Raw genomic sequence first — 2754 nt, forward strand, 5'->3', positions numbered from 1 at the left:
GTTGTGTGAGTCAACAACGCGAATGCGCATGGCTTACCTTTCTCGATTACCTCTGGTCGGATTGACCAGCCATAGCCGGGCCCGGTGCACCACACATGGAGTGGGCGCACCACCAGGAGGTCACCGCGACCGTCGTGGTGCTCTCGCCCACCGACCCGATGACCCGCGGCCAGCTGCGCCGCATGGCGGCGCTCGCCCGCACCGAAGGGCACACCGTGCGCTGGGAGGAGGCCCGCGGTGGCGCGGCCGCGCCCTTCCAGACGATCGGCGGGCTCGCCCCCTCGCTGCGCAGGGCCGACCGGATCGTCCTCGGCGACCCGTTCTCCCGCTACGTACAGCTGCTGCTCACGATCACTCACGCCCGCGAGCTCGTCGTCGTCGACGACGGCACCGCCACCATGGAGTTCGTCGCCCAACTGGTGCGCGGCGAACGGCTCGTGCGCTGGCACCGGCGCGGTGGCAGGGCGGGCCCGCGCGACCTCGTCTTCGGCCCCGTCGCGGCCGTCGCGCGCCGCAGGCTCACCGGGCACGCGCGCCGCGACTCCGTGTCCGTGTTCACGTCGATGCCGGTGGCCGAGGTCCCCGAGGGCGTCACGGTGTCCTCCAACGACTACGCCTGGACCCGCGCCCGGTTCGGGCCGCCCCGGATCACGCGCGGCGCCGACATGGTCGGAACGTCCCTGGTGGAGACGGGAGTCGTCGACCTGGAGCAGTACGTCGGCGCGGTGCGCGAACTGGCCCGCGCGCACGGCGCCACCCGCTACTTCGCGCACCGCCGCGAGAGCGCCGACAAGCTCCACCGCCTCGCCGCGGAGACCGGCCTGGAGATCGTCCGCCCCGACCTCCCCCTGGAACTGATCGCCCGGCGCGGGCCCATAGGCCGGACGATCCTCAGTTTTCCGTCGACGGTGGTGCACACGCTGCCGATCGCTCTCGCGGGGACGGGGGTGAAGGTTGCGATCTGCGAGATCGATCCGGCGTGGCTCAGCCACGGGGTCTCCGACCATGCGCAGGGGTTCTTGGCGGGGATCTCGGGGTCGGCGCGGGGGGCGGTGCGGGCGTATTAAGCCCGCCGAACCCCCGGGGCTCCGCGGGCCCTCGTCACAAGTGCGGGGCTTGAAGGACCTGCTCAAACGCCGCAGGGGCTTGAAGGGGTGAGGTCGTCGTCGCCGGCTGAGGCGCCGCTCGAAAAGAGACTTGATACCCCTCCTGTGCGATCCACATGCGCATCGCGACCCATTTTCTTACGCCAATCCGGCTGAACTTTTGTTGATCGGACGTTAGTTGGCCCCTGCATCGCCCTACCCTTCAGAGGGTGAACCAGTCGAAGTCCCGTGAGTCAGAGGCCGAGAAACCCGGGGAATCCGTGCCGGGCACCGCACTTCCAGGTGCGCTGCCCGAGGCGCTCCGCGCCGAACTCGTCGCCTTCCGGCGCGATATGCACATGCACCCCGAGCTGGGCAATCAGGAGTTCCGTACCACCGCGGCGCTCAAGTCCCGCCTGGAGAAGGCGGGGCTCGCGCCGCGCCTTCTCGGCATGGGGACCGGCCTCATCTGTGACATCGGCACCGAGGGCGGAGAGTGGCGCGGCGGGCGCGGCATGCTGGCGCTGCGGGCCGACATCGACGCGCTGCCGATCCCGGACACCAAGACGGACTGCGCGTACCGGTCGACGGTGCCGGACCGGGCGCACGCGTGCGGTCACGACGTGCACACCACGGTCGTGCTGGGCGCCGGGCTCGTCCTCGCGGATCTGCACCGCAAGGGTCAACTGCCGCACCCCGTACGGCTGCTGTTCCAGCCCGCGGAGGAGGTGCTGCCCGGCGGCGCGCCCGACGCGATCGAGTGCGGGGTGCTCGACGGCGTACGCGGCATCATCGGCGTGCACTGCGACCCGAAGGTCGACGCGGGGCGGATCGGGATCAGGCCGGGGCCCATCACGTCGGCCTGCGACCGCCTGGAGGTCACGCTCGACGGGCCCGGCGGGCACACGGCGCGTCCGCACCTGACCACGGACCTGGTGACCGCCGCGGCGAAGGTCGCCACGGAGGTTCCGGCGGTCGTCGCCCGCCGGGTCGACGCGCGCTCGGGGCTCGCCGTGACGTGGGGGCGCCTGGAAACGGGGCACGCGTGCAACGTGATCCCGCAGCATGCGGAGTTGTCCGGCACGGTGCGGTGTCTGGACCTGGACGCGTGGCGCGCCGCGCCGGACCTGGTGCACGGTGCCGTCCAGGAGATCGCGGACCTGTACCGCGCGAAGCCGGTGGTCAACTACATCCGCGGGGTGCCTCCGGTGGTCAACGACCCGGCGGTCACGGATCTTCTGCGGGATGCCATGACGGCCCGGCGGGGTGCGGATTCCGTCGAGGACACGCAGCAGAGCCTCGGTGGTGAGGACTTCTCCTGGTACCTGGAGCACGTTCCCGGGGCGATGGCCCGCCTGGGCGTGAAGCCACCCGGTGACCGGGGCTCCCGTGACCTCCACCAGGGCGACTTCGACGTGGACGAGTCGTCGATCACGGTCGGCGTAGAACTCTTCACGGCGGCAGCCCTCCTGGACGGCACAGCCGCACCGGCGTAAAAGCCGGGGCTCTGCCCCGGACCCCGCGCCTCAATCGCCGGCGGGGCTTGATGTCGCTCGGCAGATCAGCCATCGGCGGGAATTGGGCAATTCAAGCCCCTGCGGCGATTGAGCAGCGGGGTCCGGGGCGGAGCCCCGGCTTTTACGCCGGTGCGGCTGTGCCGTCCAGGAGG

Annotated in this window: 2 protein-coding genes; both read left to right on the forward strand. The window is 71.2% G+C overall.

Going from position 1 to position 2754, the window contains the following annotated elements:
* The first annotated feature begins 71 nt into the window (after positions 1-71).
* Positions 72-1067: a hypothetical protein gene (locus ABT004_RS36260; protein WP_502966985.1), complete on the forward strand. Its 996-nt coding sequence runs from the start codon at positions 72-74 to the stop codon at positions 1065-1067.
* A 248-nt stretch (positions 1068-1315) separates the two neighbouring features.
* Positions 1316-2581: an amidohydrolase gene (locus tag ABT004_RS36265; protein ID WP_351346103.1), complete on the forward strand. Its 1266-nt coding sequence runs from the start codon at positions 1316-1318 to the stop codon at positions 2579-2581.
* Positions 2582-2754: the final 173 nt, after the last annotated feature.

The organism is Streptomyces sp. NPDC002790, assembly GCF_040295505.1.
Lineage (GTDB): Bacteria > Actinomycetota > Actinomycetes > Streptomycetales > Streptomycetaceae > Streptomyces.